General features: G+C 61.6%; 18 protein-coding genes. 9 read left to right on the forward strand and 9 right to left on the reverse strand.

Annotation, left to right across the window (positions count from 1 at the left end):
- Positions 1-29: 29 nt before the first annotated feature.
- Together CW305_RS08085 and CW305_RS08090 are read right to left on the reverse strand one after the other, a co-directional pair.
- Positions 30-2,534, reverse strand: a complete 2,505-nt coding sequence (locus CW305_RS08085) for an ABC transporter permease (RefSeq protein WP_104097602.1) — start codon at positions 2,532-2,534, stop codon at positions 30-32.
- Positions 2,531-3,217, reverse strand: coding sequence for an ABC transporter ATP-binding protein (locus CW305_RS08090; RefSeq protein WP_003300121.1), 687 nt, complete (start codon positions 3,215-3,217; stop codon positions 2,531-2,533). Before CW305_RS08090 ends, CW305_RS08085 begins: the two co-directional genes overlap by 4 nt.
- 11 nt (positions 3,218-3,228) lie before the next feature.
- On the opposite strand from CW305_RS08090, the gene CW305_RS08095 reads away from it, so the two are divergent.
- The 3 genes from CW305_RS08095 to CW305_RS08105 all read left to right on the forward strand — a co-directional run bounded on the left by CW305_RS08095 (position 3,229) and on the right by CW305_RS08105 (position 5,193).
- Complete coding sequence (locus CW305_RS08095) at positions 3,229-3,834, forward strand: arylesterase (protein WP_014820330.1); 606 nt, start codon at positions 3,229-3,231, stop codon at positions 3,832-3,834.
- A 43-nt stretch (positions 3,835-3,877) separates the two neighbouring features.
- Positions 3,878-4,159, forward strand: coding sequence for a hypothetical protein (locus tag CW305_RS08100; protein ID WP_041013972.1), 282 nt, complete (start codon positions 3,878-3,880; stop codon positions 4,157-4,159).
- A gap of 68 nt (positions 4,160-4,227) precedes the next feature.
- Positions 4,228-5,193, forward strand: coding sequence for a L,D-transpeptidase family protein (locus tag CW305_RS08105; protein WP_045666525.1), 966 nt, complete (start codon positions 4,228-4,230; stop codon positions 5,191-5,193).
- 62 nt (positions 5,194-5,255) lie between these two features.
- Here CW305_RS08105 and CW305_RS08110 read toward each other — a convergent pair whose 3' ends face one another.
- Entirely contained in the window at positions 5,256-5,510 is a 255-nt protein-coding gene (locus CW305_RS08110) for an Lpp/OprI family alanine-zipper lipoprotein (protein ID WP_003294452.1), read from the reverse strand.
- A 392-nt stretch (positions 5,511-5,902) separates the two neighbouring features.
- Here CW305_RS08110 and CW305_RS08115 point away from each other — a divergent pair, with 392 nt between their 5' ends.
- Positions 5,903-6,196 (forward strand): GNAT family N-acetyltransferase, encoded by a 294-nt coding sequence (locus tag CW305_RS08115; RefSeq protein ID WP_046619398.1) that lies wholly within the window; start codon positions 5,903-5,905, stop codon positions 6,194-6,196.
- A 30-nt stretch (positions 6,197-6,226) separates the two neighbouring features.
- Here CW305_RS08115 and CW305_RS08120 read toward each other — a convergent pair whose 3' ends face one another.
- Positions 6,227-7,303, reverse strand: coding sequence for a 3-deoxy-7-phosphoheptulonate synthase (locus CW305_RS08120; RefSeq protein ID WP_104097603.1), 1,077 nt, complete (start codon positions 7,301-7,303; stop codon positions 6,227-6,229).
- A 263-nt stretch (positions 7,304-7,566) separates the two neighbouring features.
- Here CW305_RS08120 and CW305_RS08125 point away from each other — a divergent pair, with 263 nt between their 5' ends.
- Entirely contained in the window at positions 7,567-8,523 is a 957-nt protein-coding gene (locus CW305_RS08125) for a putative 2-dehydropantoate 2-reductase (protein ID WP_104097604.1), read from the forward strand.
- A 176-nt stretch (positions 8,524-8,699) separates the two neighbouring features.
- Positions 8,700-9,674, forward strand: coding sequence for an HTH-type transcriptional regulator CysB (gene cysB / locus CW305_RS08130; RefSeq protein WP_104097605.1), 975 nt, complete (start codon positions 8,700-8,702; stop codon positions 9,672-9,674).
- Between the two features lie 91 nt (positions 9,675-9,765).
- Here cysB and CW305_RS08135 read toward each other — a convergent pair whose 3' ends face one another.
- Positions 9,766-10,500, reverse strand: a complete 735-nt coding sequence (locus CW305_RS08135) for a phosphoadenylyl-sulfate reductase (protein WP_104097606.1) — start codon at positions 10,498-10,500, stop codon at positions 9,766-9,768.
- Positions 10,501-10,692: 192 nt separating this feature from the next.
- Here CW305_RS08135 and thrH point away from each other — a divergent pair, with 192 nt between their 5' ends.
- Positions 10,693-11,310: a bifunctional phosphoserine phosphatase/homoserine phosphotransferase ThrH gene (gene thrH / locus CW305_RS08140; protein ID WP_104097607.1), complete on the forward strand. Its 618-nt coding sequence runs from the start codon at positions 10,693-10,695 to the stop codon at positions 11,308-11,310.
- A gap of 37 nt (positions 11,311-11,347) precedes the next feature.
- Here thrH and pabB read toward each other — a convergent pair whose 3' ends face one another.
- The 4 genes from pabB to rloA are packed head-to-tail and all read right to left on the reverse strand — an operon-like array spanning position 11,348 to position 15,809.
- Positions 11,348-12,694 carry an aminodeoxychorismate synthase component I gene (gene pabB, locus CW305_RS08145; RefSeq protein WP_104097608.1) on the reverse strand — a complete coding sequence of 449 codons (1,347 nt, stop codon included), beginning with the start codon at positions 12,692-12,694 and terminating at the stop codon, positions 11,348-11,350.
- A 59-nt stretch (positions 12,695-12,753) separates the two neighbouring features.
- Positions 12,754-13,737: an alpha-L-glutamate ligase-like protein gene (locus tag CW305_RS08150; protein WP_014820322.1), complete on the reverse strand. Its 984-nt coding sequence runs from the start codon at positions 13,735-13,737 to the stop codon at positions 12,754-12,756.
- Positions 13,738-13,740: 3 nt separating this feature from the next.
- Positions 13,741-15,267 (reverse strand): osmotic stress tolerance membrane protein RloB, encoded by a 1,527-nt coding sequence (rloB, locus tag CW305_RS08155; RefSeq protein WP_014820321.1) that lies wholly within the window; start codon positions 15,265-15,267, stop codon positions 13,741-13,743.
- Between the two features lie 5 nt (positions 15,268-15,272).
- A complete protein-coding gene (gene rloA, locus CW305_RS08160; RefSeq protein ID WP_023444336.1) occupies positions 15,273-15,809 on the reverse strand; it encodes a retropepsin-like aspartic peptidase RloA in 537 nt (178 codons plus the stop codon).
- A 266-nt stretch (positions 15,810-16,075) separates the two neighbouring features.
- Between rloA and CW305_RS08165 the strand changes: the two genes are divergently transcribed.
- Both CW305_RS08165 and prpB read left to right on the forward strand, forming a co-directional pair.
- Positions 16,076-16,801: a GntR family transcriptional regulator gene (locus CW305_RS08165; protein ID WP_014820319.1), complete on the forward strand. Its 726-nt coding sequence runs from the start codon at positions 16,076-16,078 to the stop codon at positions 16,799-16,801.
- The gene (gene prpB / locus CW305_RS08170) at positions 16,798-17,685 is read left to right on the forward strand and encodes a methylisocitrate lyase (protein ID WP_014820318.1); all 888 of its coding nucleotides are present in this window, start codon (positions 16,798-16,800) and stop codon (positions 17,683-17,685) included. Before CW305_RS08165 ends, prpB begins: the two co-directional genes overlap by 4 nt.
- The last annotated feature ends 42 nt before the right edge of the window (positions 17,686-17,727 follow it).

Below are 17,727 nucleotides of genomic sequence, written 5' to 3' on the forward strand. Positions count from 1 at the left end.
CTCGCTGAAAAGTCGCCGATTGTAGCGCTTCAACTCTCGCGCAGTACGGTCAGCGGGCTCGCATTCAGCGCGCGTCGAGTACCGATCAGACCGGCGCCACCGACCAGCAAAGCACCTATCAACGGCAGTACCAGCAGCCATGGGTGCGGCTGCCAGCGCAGATCGAATGCGTAGTGATAGAGCAGAGCGCTGACCAGCTCGCAGCCGAGTGCGGCGAGCAGACCGCTGGCGGCGCCCAACAGGCCGAACTCGGCTCGGCGCGCACGAAGCAGCAAGCCTCGCTCTGCACCGAGCGCCCTGAGCAACGCGCCCTGACGAATGCGCTCGTCCAGCGTCGCTTGCAGCCCGGCGAACAGAACCGCCAGTCCGGCGGCCAGGACGAACAGCAGTACGTATTCCACCGCCAGTGATACCTGCGCAAGGATGCTGCGCAATTGAGCCAGCAGCGCCTCGACCTGCAGCAGGGTGACCGAAGGAAACGCGCGGGCCAGCTCCACCAGTTCGCGTTCCTTGCCAGGTGGCAGGTGGAAGCTGGTCATGTAGGTGGCCGGCATGCCCTGGAGAGTGTCCGGTTCGAAGATCATGTAGAAGTTGGGCTGGAAGCTGTCCCAGTTGACCTCGCGCAGGCTGGTGACGCTGGCCTCGCGGGTCAGCCCGCCGATGGTGAAGGACAGTCGATCACCGACCTTCAATTGCAGGCTTTGCGCAAGTTCCGCCTCGACGGATACCCCGGGAATGTCCGCGGCGCCCTGATCGCCCCACCAGTTGCCCGCGACGATGTGATTGTCCTTCGGTAGTTCGGCGGCCCAGGTCAGGCTCAGGTCGCGGCGGATCGCGCGCTCACCCTGGGATTCCTTGCTGACCAGCTGGCGCACCGGCTCGCCGTTGATCGCGATCAGGCGTCCTGGCACGACCGGATACAGTGGCGCGGTATGGTCCGAGATGGCCGCGATGCGCTCGGCAAAGGCATCCTTTTCCGCTGGCAGTACATTGAGCACGAAATGATTCGGTGCGTTGTCCGGCAGCTGGTCCTGCCAGGTATCGAGCAGCTCACCTCGCAGCAGCGCGATAAGCGCCATGGCCAGCAGGATCAGGCCGAAGGCAAGGGCCTGTCCGGCGGCAGCCAGTGGATGGCGCAGCAACTGGCCGAGGCCCAGGCGCCAGCTCAGCGACGCACCGGCAAGCAGGCGGCGCATGGCCTTGAGCCCCATAAGAAGCAGACCGCCAAGCAGCAGCGTAGCGAGCAGGCCGCCGCCGAGCAGTGCCAGCGTGATCTTCAGATCCAGGCTCAGCCGCCACATGATCAGCCCGAGGGCGAAAATCGCGGTCCCATAGACCAGCCACGCACTAGGTGGTACCGGCAGCATGTCGCGGCGCAGCACGCGCAGCGGAGGCACGCGCCCCAGCCCCGCCAGCGGCGGTAGGGCAAAGCCTGCCAGGGCCACCAGCCCGGTTGCGATGCCTGCCGCGGCCGGCCAGATGCCGCCAGGTGGTATTTCTTGGGCGAGCAGATCGCGCAGCAAAAAGAACAGTCCGTGCTGCGCGGCCCAGCCGAGCAGCGCACCGGCGATGCTCGCCAGCAGGCCGAGCATGCCCAGTTGCAGGGCGTAGAGCAGCAGGGCGTCGTGACGCGACAGGCCCAGGCAGCGCAACAGTGCACTGGCATCGAAGCGGCGCGCAGCGAAGCGGGCGGCGGAGAGCGCGACCGCCACCCCGGCCAGCAGGATGGCGGCAAGGCTGGCCAGGTTCAGATAGCGTTCGGCGCGACTAAGGGCACCGCCGATCTGGCGATTGCTGTCGTTGGCCGTTTCGATGCGTTGGTGCGCCTGCAGATCGCTTTGCAGTGACTGCTGATAGGCCGCCAATGCCGCGCTTTCACCTCGCCACAGCTCGCGATAACGGACGCGGCTGCCGGGTTGCACGACACCGGTCGCGGCCAGGTCCTCCATGTGCATCAGCACCCGAGGCGTCAGGCTGTAGAAATCGCCAACCCGGTCCGGCTCGTAGGTCAGCACGCGGGTTAGGCGCAGCGGCTTGTTGCCGACCTCGATGCTGTCGCCTATCTCCAGATCAAGTGCTGCAAACAGCCGCGCCTCGGCCCAGGCTTCGCCGGGGGCAGGAGCGCCGCCGGGCTGCTCGGTTTCATAGGGCTGCGCAGCGCTGCGCAGGGTGCCCCGCAACGGATAACCGTTGCTGGCGGCCTTGACGCTGGCAAGCTGCAGATCCTCATCGGTCGCGATGACGCTGGAGAACTCGACGACCTGGGCATGCGCGAGGCCTTGCGCCGTGCCCGCTTCGATCTGCGCTGGCGCTGCCGGCGCGCTGCCGCTCAACACCAGGTCAGCACCGAGGAATTCGCTGGCGCGTAGCAGCATGGCGCCGTTCAGGCGTGCGCCGAAATAACCGATCGCGGTGCTGGCGGCCACGGCGATGACCAGCGCGAAGAACAGCACGCGCAACTCACCGGCGCGAGCGTCACGCAATAACTGCCGGTAGGCCAGGGCGAACAGGCGGGCCTTGGGCATGCGCATCATTCAGCCGCCTCGGCAGCAATCTGCCGACCGCCCTCGAGGCGAATCATGCGATGGCAACGCTTGGCCAGGCGCTCGTCATGGGTCACCAGCACAAGCGTGGTGCCACGCTCGCGATTGAGTTCGAAAAGCAGCTCGGTGATGTGCGCGCCGGTATGCGTGTCGAGGTTGCCGGTGGGCTCATCGGCAAACAGTACGTCGGGCTCGGCGGCGAAGGCACGGGCCAGCGCAACCCGCTGTTGCTCGCCACCCGAAAGCTGACGCGGATAGTGGTGCAGGCGCTCGCCGAGGCCGACGCGGCCAAGCAGTTCGGTGGCGCGCTCGCGGGCATCGCGACGGCCATCCAGCTCAAGGGGCAGCATGACGTTCTCCAGCGCGTTCAGGCTGTCCAGCAACTGGAACGACTGGAAGACAAAGCCGACGTGTTCGGCGCGTACGCGAGCGCGCTGATCCTCATCGAGCGCGGCCAGCGCGTGGCCCGCCAGGTGCACTTCCCCGGAGCTCGGCAGATCAAGCCCGGCGAGCAGACCGAGCAGGGTCGACTTTCCCGAGCCGGAGGTGCCGACGATGGCGAGGCTGTCGCCCTTGGCCAGCTGCAGCGAGAGGTCGGCCAGGATGCTCAGCTCGCCTTCCGCGCTGGGTACCACTTTGTTAAGGTTCCGGGCGTCGAGAATGTTGCCGCTCATGAGGGGATCCGATGCGAAAGTGGCTGAAATGCGGGGCTCTGGCGCTGCTGTGCTGGACTCAGGGAGCCCTGGCCGGAACCGTACTGGTGGTCGGCGATAGTATCAGCGCGGCTTTCGGGCTGGAAACCAGCCAGGGGTGGGTGCATCTGCTGCAGGAACGCCTGGTCGGGGCGGATGATTCGTGGCGCGTGGTGAACGCTTCGATCAGTGGCGACACCACGTCTGGCGGGCTCGCGCGGCTTGGTCCGTTGCTCGAGGAGTATGCTCCCGAGGTGGTGATTCTCGAGCTGGGAGGCAACGACGGTCTGCGTGGGCAGTCGCCAGCGCAATTGAAACAGAATCTTGCCGAGATGATCGATCGCAGCCGCGAGGCGGGTGCAGAGGTCCTGTTGCTTGGAATGCGCATGCCGCCCAATCTCGGGCAGCGTTACACCCGCGCGTTCGCTGACGCTTTCGACTCGCTGGCAGCGGAGAAACCGGTGGCTTATGTGCCGTTTCTGCTGGAGGGGGTTGGTGGCGTCGCGGGGATGATGCAAGCCGATGGCATTCACCCCACCGCAGAGGCCCAGACCCAGCTGCTGGATACCGTCTGGCCGGTGCTCGAGCCCTTGCTTTGAGGCGTGCGCGCAGCTACTGTCGCGCCCTCGATTGGAGCCTCAGATGTCGCGCTCAGCCAGGACCCTTTACGCTTATCGGATCATCGTGCCGGACGAACAGTACGACATGTTCGCCTGCCGCGAGAATCGACTGCACCTGGCGTTGCGCCAGCTTGAGCTGAGCGGCAATGCGGACCGTACCCTGTGTGGCGGTCTGCTGCCTGCGCAGCCTCGCTGGAGGGAGCTCGAGCGCGCCACGCTAAAGGACCGACAGCTGTGTCCGAACTGCAGGCAGTTGCTTGAGGCGCGGCGCAAGGGCCTTCCGTCCGCCACCGCTGCCTGGTAGCTCACGTTTCGCCCGGTTCACGTACAATCGCACCATTTCCATCATCCAAGTTCTCAAGGATTTTCTGAATGCTCTCGCGCGCGTTTGCAGTCGCCTCCTGTTTGTCACTCGCTGCTTTGCTTTCAGCAGGCTCCAGCGCGGCGCTTGAGCTGCCGCTGCCGCCGGAAGGCGACGACATAGTCGGTCAGATTCAGGTCATCAAGGCCAAGTACGAAGACACCTTCGCCGCCATTGGTGAAACCCATGACCTTGGCTATCTGGAGCTGGTGGCGGCCAATCCGGGTGTCGATCCCTGGTTGCCAGGCGAGGGCACGGACATCATCCTGCCGACCCGTTTCATTCTGCCGCCGGGTCCGCGTGAAGGCGTGGTGATCAACATTGCCGAGTACCGCCTTTATTACTACCCGGAAGGCCAGAACGTTGTGCACACCTTCCCCCTCGGAATCGGTCGCGAGGGTTGGGGCTCGCCGGTTGGTAATACGCGGATTTCGGCAATGACCAGCAACCCCGCCTGGTACCCACCGCAATCCATCCGTGACGAGCACGCTGCAGATGGCGACCCGTTACCGACAGTCGTTCCACCCGGACCGGATAACCCGCTGGGGCCGTTCAAGATGACGCTTTCGCTGCCCGGCTACCTTATCCATGGCTCGAACAAGAAGTTCGGGATCGGTATGCGCGTCAGTCATGGCTGCTTCCGCATGCTCAACCATAATGTGCTGGAGCTGGCGAAGATGGTGAAGGTGGGTACCCCGGTACGCATCGTCGACGAGCCATACAAATTCGGCGTGAGTGAGGGCAAGGTGTATCTCGAAGCCCATGCGCCGCTGGAAGAGGGTGATCAGCAAACGCTCACCTTGATGGATAAGCATGCGGTCGTGATCAATACGCTACTCAAGCGCGACGATGCCGCGGGCAAGCTGCATCTAGACTGGGAAATGGTCCGCGAAATCATCGCTGGCGAGGACGGCCTGCCGATCCAGATTGCCGAGCAACGGACGGAAGTGGCTGCTCAGGAAGAACAGTTGTTTTGACTGCTGATCTAAGTGCATAAAAAAGCCGACCTCAAAGGTCGGCTTTTTTTATTTCTACAAGCTTACTTGCGGCTGGCGCGTTCCAGCATACGCAGAGCACGCTCGTTGGCTTCGTCAGCGGTCTGCTGAGCCTTCTGAGCGGCGGCCAGAGCTTCGTCGGCCTTGCTGTACGCTTCGTCAGCGCGAGCTTGGGCGCGGGCAGCGGCGTCCTCGGTCGCGGTCAGGCGAGCTTCGCTTTCTTTGGTCATGCTGTTGCTGCAACCGGTAGCCAGAACTGCGGCCAGAGCCAGAGCAGAGAATTTCAGAACGTTGTTCATCTTGTTCCCCTTAAGGTGGAAATCCATAAGCAACTTCCGTTATGGAAAGTTTGCGCGCACATACTACCTAGAACTTAGCTTAAGTAAACGGAGCGAGCCTCGGAGCCACAGGTTTTTTTTCAAATGGCCTTTTGCTTTACCACCCCTTTGCGAAAGTTGGATAAAAAACATCCAGTGTTCGCCGGGAATACATGCACTCATAGTTGCCTGATCTTCTGTTTGATCGAAAGTTCCTTCAATGCCGCGCACAAATATTGATCAGCTGAGGCTGTTCGAACGGATGCGAAACAGGTAGAAAAGACACCTGTGTATGTTTCGGCTGCCAGTTCTGCGTCATGGACCGCAGCGTGATCGAGAACAAGAAGACAGGGCAATCCTGCTGAGGAGTCAAAATGAGCGATACGGTGCGTGTTCACCATGACCTGGCGGGGCATCGCTTCGAGGCGGTGATCGACGGTCATTGTGCCTATCTGGCCTATATGGATCTGGGCAAGCAGACGCTGGACATGTACCGGACCTTCGTTCCGGATGCGCTGCGTGGGCGAGGCATCGCTGCTGTGCTGACGCAGCACGCGCTCGAATATGCCGAGCGCGAGGGGTACCAGGTGATTCCGTCGTGTTCCTATGTCGAACGTTACATCGAGCGCAATCGACCGACCTCGGGCAGGGTGGAACCGACCCCATAAAAAAACGCCGGGAGACCGGCGTTTTTCGTTTCAGTCGCGCTGCCGTCTTGGCAGTACGTCCTTTAGCTTGTCGTGCATGCTCATCACCGCCTTCTCGGTGGTTTCCCAGTCGATACAGGCATCGGTGATCGATACGCCGTACTTGAGATCACTCAGATCCTTCGGAATGGACTGGTTACCCCAGCCAAGGTGGCTTTCCACCATCAGGCCAACGATGGAGTTGTTGCCTTCCAGAATCTGATTGGAGACGTTGTCCATTACCAGCGGCTGCAGGGCAGGGTCCTTGTTGGAGTTCGCGTGGCTGCAGTCGATCATCACATTGGGGCGGATGCCCGCCTTCTTCAGATCCTGCTCGCACAGCGCGACGCTGACCGAGTCGTAGTTGGGCTTGCCGTTGCCACCGCGCAGGACCACATGCCCGTAGTTGTTGCCCTTGGTGGTGACGATGGAGACGCCGCCGGACTGGTTGATGCCGAGGAAGCGGTGCGGGCTGGAAACCGACTGCAGGGCGTTGATTGCCACGGTCAGGCTGCCGTCGGTGCCGTTCTTGAAGCCGACAGCGGAGGACAGGCCCGAGGCCATCTCGCGGTGCGTCTGGGATTCGGTGGTGCGTGCGCCAATCGCTGACCAGCTGATCAGGTCCTGCAGGTATTGCGGCGAAATCGGATCGAGCGCTTCGGTCGCGGTGGGCAGGCCCATCTCGGCGAGGTCGAGAAGCAGCTTGCGGCCGATGTGCAGGCCGTCCTGGATCTTGAACGAGTCGTCCATGTACGGATCGTTGATCAGGCCTTTCCAGCCGACCGTGGTGCGCGGCTTCTCGAAATACACCCGCATGACGAGGAAGAGGCTGTCGGACACCTTTTCTGCCAGCACCTTGAGACGCTCGGCGTACTCGTGGGCGGCCTTCAGATCGTGAATGGAGCAAGGGCCGATCACTATGAACAGGCGGTGATCCTTGCCGTCGAGAATGTCGCGTACCACCTGGCGCCCGTGGGAGACGGTCTGCAGTGCCGAGGCGGTCAGCGGAATTTCACGCTTCAGTTGCTCTGGCGTGATGAGGGTCACGTTGGAGGCAACGTTAAGGTCGTCGATTGGTAAATCAGCCATTTGTTACTCGTCAGGAATCACGGGAGCCGTCCGCCAGCGATCCCGGTGCGGCGGAACACAGCCTGAGGGCGCAGCGGGGAAACGGAACCTTATCGCTAAAGGCCGCACTCGACAACGAGATTGATGGCCTATTGAGGCTTGCCGCTTGCGTACCCTTCACGCTGCCACGCTAGTTGCTGGGACGTTGCGTGCCGGACTGCTATCGTTCGACCTTTTACCGGTTGGCGCGGCGAGCGCAGCCGGTCCCCTGATCTGGAGTGCTTATGTCTGCAGTGAGTCCACGTATCGGCATCATCGGCACTGGTGCCATCGGCGGTTTTTACGGGTTGATGCTGGCGCGTGCCGGCTACGATGTGCACTTTCTGTTGCGTAGCGAATACGCCGCGGTGCGCGAGCGCGGCTTACAGGTGAACAGTGCCGTTCATGGAGCGCTGCAGTTGGAGCGGCCGCAGGTCTACCGCGATGCGGCAAAGATGCCGGCGTGCGACTGGTTGCTGGTCGGTGCCAAAAGCACCAGCAACGAAGCACTCGCGCCGATCATCGCGCAGCTAGCCGCTCCTGATTGCAAGGTCGTGGTGCTGCAGAACGGTTTGGGGGTGGAAGATGCCATCAGGCCATTCCTCCCTGACACCGTGCATCTGCTCGGTGGCTTGTGTGCGATCTGTGCCCATCGCTCGGCGCCCGGCGTGGTGGAGCATCAGGCACTGGGCGGGGTGAATCTCGGTTACCACTCGGGACCTGCCAGCGGCGACGAGCAGGCTCAACTTGCGCTGCTGAACGCGATGGTCGAGATGCTCCGTCAGGCAGGCGTGGACTCGTCGCCGATGCCCAGCCTGGCACAGGCGCGCTGGATGAAGCTGGTGTGGAATGTCCCGTTCAACGGGCTGTCGGCGTTGCTTGACGCGGGCACCGAGTCACTGCTCAGTAGCGATCACTCGCGCGCGCAGGTCAAGGCGATCATGCAAGAGGTCTGCACGGCGGCGCACGCACTGGGCTGTTCGCTGCCGGAGGACTTTCCGGAAAAGCTGCTGATGGGCACTGCGCGTATGCCCGATTACCTGCCCAGCATGTATCACGATCGTTTTCAGAACCGGCCGATGGAGCTTGAAGCGATCTATGCGGCACCGCTCGCTGCCGCAGCGCAGGCTGGCGTTTCGATGCCCAGAACAGAGATGTTGTATCACCTGTTGCGTTTTCTGGAGCAGCGCACTGGTGGCTGAGCAAACGCCAGGCCCGGTTTTCGCCGCGCTGCTAAGCTCAACGGCAGTCGCGGCGAGTCAGACCAAAGGTCGCACAGCAAACGCCAGGCGGAACATCTATCATCCGTTGGCGCGTCGTTCATAAGGTTATAAGTGTTGCGGCAGGCGCAGTGGTGCCTTTGCCTTGAGGGATTTCTATGAAGCTTCAACAACTGCGTTACATCTGGGAAGTGGCGCACCATGACCTCAACGTTTCCGCGACCGCCCAGAGTCTTTTCACCTCCCAGCCAGGGATCAGCAAACAGATTCGCCTGCTAGAGGATGAGCTGGGCGTCGAGGTGTTCGCTCGGAGTGGCAAGCACCTGACCCGTGTGACCCCTGCAGGGGAGCGCATCATCACCACGGCCGGCGAAATACTGCGCAAATGTGAAAGCATCAAGCAGATCGCTCAAGAGTTTTCCAACGAAAAGAAGGGAACCCTGAGTATCGCAACTACCCACACTCAGGCGCGTTACGCGTTGCCTCAGGTTATCAGCAGCTTCATCAAGCAATACCCCGACGTTTCCCTGCATATGCATCAAGGGACGCCCATGCAGATAGCCGAGATGGCTGCCGACGGCACCGTCGACTTCGCCATCGCCACCGAAGGTCTCGAGCTGTTCGGCGACCTGGTGATGATGCCCTGCTATCGCTGGAACCGGTGTGTGATCGTGCCTCAGGGGCATCCTTTGGCGAAGCTCGAAAAGCTCACGCTTGAGGCGCTCGCCGAACATCCGATCGTGACCTATGTATTCGGCTTCACAGGCCGTTCCAAGCTCGACGAAGCATTTGGTCACCGTGGGCTTTCGCCAAAGGTGGTGTTCACCGCCGCCGATGCCGACGTGATCAAGACCTATGTGCGACTTGGGCTGGGTGTGGGGATCGTTGCGCGAATGGCTGTGGATTCCAAGCTGGACTCAGACCTGGTGGTACTGGATGCCAGCGAGCTGTTCGAATCCAGTGTGACCAAGATCGGCTTCCGGCGCGGCACGTTCCTGCGCGGCTTCATGTGCGATTTCATCCAGCAGTTTGCGCCGCATCTGGACCGTAGCATGCTGGAAAAGGCCATTCAGTGCCGTAACAAGGCCGAGCTGGACGAGTTGTTCGATGGAATGCAATTGCCGACCTACTAGGTCGGCAAAGTGCTTTGATCGGAAGGCCCAGCCTGCTGCTCTTGGAAAACTACGCACATCGTCAACGTGCCTGAGCGCCGGTAACCGCTAATCAGTTCTTGGCGATGAGATTGCCGGCGTGCAGACCGCATTCCTTGTGCGTTGCTTCTTCCCACCACCAGCGACCTTCGCGTTCGTTCTGGTTCGGCAGTACCGGGCGGGTGCACGGTTCGCAGCCGATGCTGATGAAGCCGCGCTCGTGCAGGCTGTTGTAGGGGATTTCCAGCATGCGGATGTAGCCCCAGACTTCCTCGCTGGTCATCTGCGCGAGCGGATTGAACTTGTACAGGGTGTTGTCCGGGGTGGAGAACGCGGTATCCACTTCCAGTACAGAAACCTGGCTGCGAGTGCCCGGGCTCTGGTCGCGACGTTGGCCGGTGGCCCAGGCGCGAACGGTGGCAAGCTTGCGTCGCAGCGGCTCGATCTTGCGAATCCCGCAGCACTCGCCGTGGCCGTCGCGGTAGAAGCTGAACAAGCCCTTTTCGTTGACCAGCGGCTGCAGCAGCGCGGGGTCCGGTGTCATGATCTCGATGGCGATGCCGTAGTGCTCGCGGACCTGTTCGATGAAACGATAGGTTTCGCTATGCAGGCGGCCGGTGTCGAGGGTGAACACCTTGACGTTCTTGTTCAGCTTCCAGGCCATGTCCAGCAGCACCACGTCCTCGGCGCCGCTGAAGGAGATCCACAGGTCGTCGCCGAACAGATCGAAGGCGAGCTTAAGAACGTCTTGCGGCGACTTGTCGGCGTAGGCGCCAGCCAACGCGGTGACGTCAATAGATGGGCTCATCGGGCGGCTTCCTTATAAGTGGCATTGGCGCTTCGGCGCTCTGAGGCCGCGGATGGTAGCAAAAGGCGTTTATGCCGCTAAATAACGTTTAGGTACTCTGATCAGCTGCTTCGGGTATAAGCCTTGCGTTGCTTCGGTGGCGAGCTGCCGTTAGAGTGCCGCCTTCAATTTTCTGCATTGAGGAGTGGCCCCGTGGAAATAGCCTGTCTCGACCTGGAAGGTGTGCTGGTTCCGGAAATCTGGATCGCCTTTGCCGAGGCCACCGGAATCGAATCGCTCCGGGCGACCACGCGGGACATTCCCGATTACGATGTGCTGATGAAGCAGCGCCTGCGCATTCTCGACGAGCACGGCCTGAAGCTGGGCGACATCCAGCAGGTCATTGCGACGCTGAAGCCACTGGACGGCGCGCCGGAATTCGTCGACTGGCTGCGCGAGCGTTTCCAGGTGGTGATTCTCTCCGACACGTTCTACGAATTCTCGCAGCCGCTGATGCGCCAGCTGGGCTTCCCGACGTTGCTCTGTCACCGCCTGATCACCGATGAAACTGGTCGCGTGGTGGACTATCAGCTGCGCCAGAAGGATCCCAAGCGTCAGTCGGTCATCGCGCTGAAGAGTCTGTACTACCGGGTAATCGCCGCTGGCGACTCCTACAACGACACCACCATGCTCAGCGAAGCCCATGCCGGCATCCTGTTCCATGCGCCGGATAATGTGATTGCCGAATTCCCGCAATTCCCAGCGGTGCATACCTTCGACGAGCTGAAGCAGGAGTTCCTCAAGGCGTCGAATCGTAAGCTGGCACTCTGAGGCCGTGACGTTGGGGCGACTGGCCTAGCCGGTCGCCTCAACCTGGCAGCTGCTCCAGGGTTTCCAGCAGCACCTTTACCTTGTCGATCGATTCCTGATACTCCGCCTGCCAGTCGGAATCGGCGACGATGCCTCCACCGCCCCAGCAGCTGGCTTGCCCATCCCGGATGAGCAGCGTGCGAATGGCGATGGAGCTGTCCATTTCCCCTCTGACGTCGACATATAGCAACGACCCGCAATAGATCGAGCGGCGCGTCGGCTCCAGCTCGTCGATGATCTGCATGGCGCGGATCTTCGGCGCTCCGGTGATCGAGCCGCCGGGAAAGCTGCCGGCCAGCAGATCGAACGCGTCGTGGCCGTCGGCCAGTTCGCCGGTCACGCAGCTCACCAGGTGATGCACGTTGGGGTAGCTTTCCAGTGCGAACAGCTGCGGAACGCGCACGCTGCCGATGCGGCAGCTGCGGCCGAGGTCGTTGCGCAGCAGGTCGACGATCATCAGGTTTTCGGCACGATCCTTGTCGCTGGCGAGCAGCGCTTGCACTTGTGCGGCGTCGCTGTGCTCGTCCGCACCGCGTGGACGGGTGCCTTTGATCGGGCGGGTTTCAACGTGGCCCTGCTGCAGGCGCAGGAAGCGCTCCGGCGAGAGGCTGGCAATGGCGCCGTCTTCCAGTGCGACGAAGCCGGCGTACGGCGTTGGGCAAGCTTCTCGCAGCGCGCGATAGGCGCTCCATGGGTCACCCGAGCAGCCGGCACGAAAACGCTGGGTGAAATTGACCTGGTAGCAGTCCCCGGCCTGGATGTAGGTCTGGATGCGCCCGATGCCGTTCCGGTAAGTGTCGACAGAAAGATCGGCGGCGAAACGGCTATGCAGCCTGAATGGAGCGCTTTCGACGGTGGTGGCTGAATCGAACAGCGTGATCAGTCGCATCTGCTCGGAAGAAGTCGTTGCTGGGTGAAACACCAACTGACTGGTGCGCCTCTGGTGATCGCTGATCAGCGCCCAGCCATAAAGGCCGAAACGTGCCAGTGGCAGACCGTTGTCGTCGAGGGCGCGCTGGGGCAGGGTCTCGAGGCTGGCACCGAAGTCGTAGCTCAACAGGCCGATCAGGCCTCCGGCAAACGGCAGCTCACAGCTCTCGGGCAGCTCGGCGGAGCCAAGTCCGCGCAACGCCTGGCGCAAACGGTGGAAGTAATCACGCCCTGATTCATCGTCGCGTGGCTCGTGCACAGCCAGTGGCCAGGCGCTGAGAATGTCGAAGCGCCCACGCTCGGCCTTCGGCCTGCCCGAATCGAGCAGCACCGCACCTGGGGCATGGCGGATGCGCTCGAACCAATAGGCGGGGTCGGCCTGATAGGGCAGGGCGTGCAGCGTGCAGATGGGCATGGGTCGAGTCGATGAGGGGGCAGCCCGAGAGGATACGCGGGCTACCCGGCTTGCGTCATTCAGGCGTGGGGCGGGACATGGCCGAACAGCTCCTGGGAGAACTTCACCCGTTCCTCCGGCGTTTCCTGGATGCCTTTCTCCTTGAGTTCCGCCAGGCGGTTCTCGACTGCATGGGCCCGGTGCGTCAGCCCACAGTCGTTGGCGATCTGGATGTTCAGGCCAGGGCGCGCGTTCAGCTCGAGAATGAGCGGGCCCTTTTCCTGATCGAGCACCATGTCGACACCGATATATCCGAGCCCGCAGAGCTCGTAACAGCCGGCGGCGAGCTTCATGAAACCGTCCCAGTTTGGCAACTGTACGCCGTCCACCGCGTTGGTGGTGTCCGGGTGTTTGGTGATCTTGTTGTTCAGCCAGGTCCCGCGCAGAGTGATGCCGGTGGCCAGATCCACACCGACCCCGATGGCGCCCTGGTGCAGGTTGGCCTTGCCTCCGGATTGACGGGTTGGCAGGCGCAGCATCGCCATGACCGGGTAGCCCATCAGCACGATGATGCGAATGTCCGGTACACCTTCGTAGCTGATGCTCTTGAAGATCGGGTCGGGCGTGACGCGATATTCGATCAGTGCGCGGTCGCGATGGCCGCCCAGCGAGTACAGCCCGGTGAGGATATTGGAGATCTGATGCTCGATCTCCTCATGGGTCATGATCTTGCCCGAGACGGTCTTGTAGCGGCCTTCGAAACGGTCGGCGATCACCAGGATGCCGTCGCCGCCGGCGCCCTGGGCCGGCTTGACGACGAAATCGGTGTGATCCTTGACGATATCCTTGAGCTTGTCGATGTCCTTTTCGGTTTCGATGATGCCGTACATCTCCGGCACATGAATGCCGGCCTCGATGGCGCGCTCCTTGGTGATGATCTTGTCATCGACGATCGGATACAGGTTGCGCTTGTTGTACTTGAGCACATAGTCCGCGTTGCGGCGGTTGATGCCCATGATTCCCTTGGCCTCGAGGGCCTTCCACGTCTTGATCAGACCGAACATGGCTCAATCCTTCAGAAAGGCTTTGAAGCGGAACAGCTCGGTCAGGCGGTAGCCGCGGTAGCGACCCATCGCCAGCATGAAGCCCACCATGATCAGCAGCACCGCCGGGAAGGTGAAGATGAAGTAGGTCAGCTCCTGAATGTTCATCAGCATGAAGGCCAGGCTCGCGGCGATCAGGGTGCCGACCGCCACCTTGAAGGCATGGCCGCCGCCACGTTCTTCCCAGGTGATCGACAGGCGCTCGATGGTCATGGTCAGAATCACCATCGGGAACAGGGAGACCGACAGGCCGCGCTCCAGGCCGAGCTTGTGACTGAGCAGGCTGATCACGGCGATCAGCACCACGACGAACGTCAGTACCACCGAGAGGCGCGGCAGCATCTGCAGTTTCAGGTGTTCCAGGTACGAACGCAGCGACAGGCCCAGCGCCGTGATCAGCGTGAACAGGATGATGCCGAAGCCGATCTGGGTTTCACGGAATGCCAGGGCAATCAGTACCGGGGTGAAGGTGCCGAGGGTCTGCAGGCCGCCGAGGTTGCGCAGGATCAGGATCACCAGCACGCCGATCGGGATCATGATCATGATCTGGTAGGTCTGCTGGGTCTGTAGGGGCAGGCCATACAGCGAGTACTCGAGGAAGTCGGCGTCGGTGTTCTCGTCGGTCAGCTTGGCCAAGCGGATGGCGTTCATTTCGCTGTTGTTGAGCGTGAAGGTCACCTGCGGATTGCGTCCGCCTTCCAGATTGATCAGCGGCTCGTCACCGGTCCACCAGACCAAGCGGTCATTCGGCAGGCCTTGCTCGCCGGTGCCGGGGTTGAAGAACAGCCACTTGTCGCCGTTGAAGCTGCGTAGCCAGAGTTCCGGGGTTTGCGGCTGGTCTGCGTTCAGGCGAATGGTATGCACGCGCTCCATCGGCACGTGAGCGATGGACAGCAGCAATTCGATGACGCGTGCCTTGTTCGGGATGGATGCATCGCCGCCCAGTAGCAGCTTGACATTGTCATCGTTGGGATTGTTGACCCGCTTGATGGCTTCGCTGATGAAGGTTTCCACATCAGCGGAATGCTGACGAATCGGAGAAAGCAGCGCTTCTGCAGCGATCTTCTCGGCGCCTTCCACCGGAAGACTGTCGCGGAAGATCGGCCCGGTGGCCTTGGTCTGCTCACCGCTGTAGCGCTTGGTGAGCACGAGGCGGTAATAGAGCGTCTGGTTTCCGCTCGCACGGCGCGCAGACCAGGTGACGCGGCGGTTGCCGTCGGCCCGGTTGATGCTGACGCCGTAGTTGTTGGATATGAAGCTTTCGTTGAGGCTGACGAATTCCTGATTCAGTGGCGGCACGTACATCTGCAGCTTGACCGGCTCGCGTGGGCTGGCCTGGAACTCGACCTTGGCGTCGATATTCCACAGGTCATCGGTTTCGTCTTCGGTAACCGGGATGCCCAGTATGAAGATCTGGTAGGCGGTGATCGAAATTCCCAGAGCGACGAGGATGAAGATCAGGACTTTCAGATGCAGAGTGAGAGCGCGCATGGGTATTACTCGTCAGCGTCAGATTCGTTGAGGCAACCGGGTTTGCCGGCAATAAAGGTGCGACTTGGGTCGACCAGGGCGCCGAAGCGGGTGAGCGCGTCGGAACCGATCAAAAGTGGGTATTGGAAAGCGGTACGGTCCGTGAGGTTCACTTCGATTGTGCGTTTGGCCTTGCCCATGCACAGATCGAGTTCGATAACCGGGCGCGCCGTGTAGGTTTTTTCCTCTTCCGGATCATAGTCGCCAGCCCGGCGCTTGATCTTGCTGATGCGTGCCAGCGGACGCTCGATGGGGTGTGCGTGGGCGCTGTCGACGGCAAGGTAGAAGCGCACCCACGACTCGCCTTCACGCTTGAATCGGGTGATGTCACGCGCACTGAGCGACGCGGTCTGGGCGCCGGTGTCGAGCTTGGCGTCCACTTCCAGATTGAAGTCGGGGATTCCAACGTGTTCGTTCAGACCGTAAATCGTATTGTCGGCAGCGGTGCCGATCGCGGGCAGGAGTAATGTACAGAACAGCAGGAAGTGGGCTTTTACTCTCATGGAACCTGTTGTCTTAAGGAAGGGATGACTGGAGATCGAGTGGCGACAGGCATTGCGGGCAAGCGCCGGGGGCGCGAAAGGCTGGCATTCTAGCATGCTGGTTTCACGGCGCTACAAGGCGCTCTGCCCTGGCTCAAGCTAATCTCGATCAGGTTGCCGCTTTTACGACTTTAGTAAAGGTGTCGACAATCTGCGTAGGCGGGCTGTTGACTGGTCGGCAATGCAGGCGTACTTTCGCCGCATCGAAACCTGAATTGTCGACAATCATGCTGGATACCGTTGAGCTTCACCCATCCGCGCAACAGCTCGACAGTGGCACGCTGGCCGAGCATGTGTTTCGTCTGATCCAGGCTGCCATCGTCAAAGGCGAGATTGCCCCGGGTAGCAAGATCTCCGAGCCGGAGCTGGCGCGTACCTATGGCATAAGCCGCGGGCCTTTGCGCGAGGCGATCCACCGGCTGGAAGGGCAGAAGCTGCTGGTCCGCGTGCCGCATGTTGGCGCGAGGGTTGTGTCGCTCAGTCATGCCGAGCTGATCGAGCTCTACGAGATTCGTGAATCCCTGGAAGGCATGGCCTGCCGCCTGGCGGCCGAACGCATGACTGAGGCGGAAATCGACGACCTGCGCCGGGTACTGAGCACCCACGAGCGCGATGAGGCGTTTCAGGCCGGTGTCGGCTATTACCAGCAGGAAGGCGACTTCGACTTCCATTACCGGATCATTCAGGGCAGCGGCAACCGCACACTGGCCAAGCTGCTGTGCGACGAGCTCTATCAGCTGGTGCGCATGTACCGCATCCAGTTCTCCACCACGCCGAACCGTCCGCATCAGGCCTTCGCCGAACACCACCGGATTCTCGATGCCATCGCCGAACGCGATGGCGAACTGGCGGAGCTGCTGATGCGCCGCCATATCGCCGCTTCCAAGCGCAATGTCGAACGTCACTTCACGGGCGTTCTTGAGCAAACACCACATGAAAGGGGTAATGCATGACTCTTCCTTCTGCCGGTCAGCGTTTCCGTGACGCCGTCGCCAGCGAGCATCCGCTCCAGGTCGTCGGCGCGATCAACGCCAACCACGCCTTGCTGGCCAAGCGTGCCGGCTTCAAGGCCATCTATCTGTCCGGCGGCGGCGTTGCTGCCGGCTCGCTGGGTCTGCCGGATCTTGGCATCACCGGGCTCGACGATGTGCTGACCGACGTGCGCCGCATCACCGATGTCTGCGATCTGCCGCTGCTGGTGGATGTCGACACCGGCTTCGGCTCCTCGGCGTTCAACGTGGCGCGTACCGTCAAGTCGATGATCAAGTTCGGCGCCGCGGCGATCCACATCGAGGACCAGGTCGGTGCCAAGCGTTGCGGCCATCGTCCAAACAAGGAAATCGTCTCGCAGCAGGAGATGGTCGACCGCATCAAGGCGGCCGTGGACGCGCGCACCGACGACAGCTTCGTGATCATGGCGCGTACCGATGCGCTGGCGGTGGAAGGTCTGAACTCCGCGCTGGATCGTGCCGCGGCCTGCATCGAAGCGGGTGCCGACATGATCTTTCCCGAGGCCATCACCGAGTTGGCGATGTACAAGACCTTCGCCGACCGCGTGCAGGCGCCAATTCTGGCCAACATCACCGAGTTCGGTGCCACGCCGCTTTACACCACCGAAGAGCTGGCCAGCGTCGACGTCTCCCTGGTGCTCTACCCGCTGTCGGCGTTCCGTGCCATGAACAAGGCCGCGGAAAATGTCTACACCGCGCTGCGCCGTGACGGCACGCAGAAGAACGTGATCGACACCATGCAAACCCGCATGGAGCTCTACGATCGCATCAACTATCACACGTTCGAGCAGCACCTCGACGCGCTGTTCGCTCAGAAGAAGAGCTGACGAGAAGGCCCCATTGGGTTTGCCAATGGGGCCTTTGCGATC

The organism is Stutzerimonas kunmingensis, from assembly GCF_002929225.1.
Lineage (GTDB): Bacteria > Pseudomonadota > Gammaproteobacteria > Pseudomonadales > Pseudomonadaceae > Stutzerimonas.